Below are 761 nucleotides of genomic sequence, written 5' to 3' on the forward strand. Positions count from 1 at the left end.
CATAAGACGTTGAACTCTCTTATGATTTACGTTGTAGCCACGATTTTTTAATTCCATATAAACTCTGCGTACCCCATATCTGCCTTTGTTTTCTACGAATATTTTTTTAATAACTAGAAGTAATTCTTCATTTCGTATAGCAACTGGATCTGTTTTGTTAATTTCAAAATAGTATGTAGAACGCGCCATATTCATAGCCTTTAACAAGTGTTTTAACAGATATCCTTTTTCTTTGAGTTCTTTGATGATTGCTGCTTTTTCGCCTTGAGTAGCGCAGCTTCCCTTTCTTCTCTCAAGGCGATCTCTTTTTTTATTACTTCATTTTCTGCTTTAATATAAGTAATTTCAGCTCGTAAACGAATCAGTTCTTCATATTCAGACTCATTTAATTTACGTGGATTATTTATGTTCATCTTTTTCATTGCGGACTCCTTTGGTTTTCGCCCTTTTCTTCGGTCTACAAGTCCATTATAACCCCATATTTTATATTTGCGAATCCATTGAGCAAGTAATCCACTGTTTATACCCACAGTATAAGCAACTGAAGTAATAGTATCTCCAGCTATAACTCGTGCAACAAGTTCATATTTTTCCTCTGGAGACCACTTTTTATTTGTACCACAGTGTTTTAAACAATCAGAAGTATTTGATTCTTCCAAATGATGCCATCTGACAATCATGTCATGAAAATTTTTTAGATTTATTATATCATTGGGTGCATCAATCCATTTTCCTTGGCGATACAATTCAACAGCTTTTTT

Annotated in this window: 2 protein-coding genes; both read right to left on the reverse strand. The window is 33.5% G+C overall.

Annotated features, from left to right (window positions below):
- The coding region (locus tag ACTNB8_RS16370) for an IS3 family transposase (RefSeq protein ID WP_441056116.1) at positions 1-189 on the reverse strand (189 nt) is incomplete at its 3' end.
- 23 nt (positions 190-212) lie between these two features.
- The coding region (locus ACTNB8_RS16375) for a transposase (protein WP_441056117.1) at positions 213-761 on the reverse strand (549 nt) is incomplete at its 5' end.

Source organism: Blautia sp. HCP28S3_G10 (assembly GCF_052065235.1).
GTDB lineage: Bacteria > Bacillota > Clostridia > Lachnospirales > Lachnospiraceae > Blautia_A.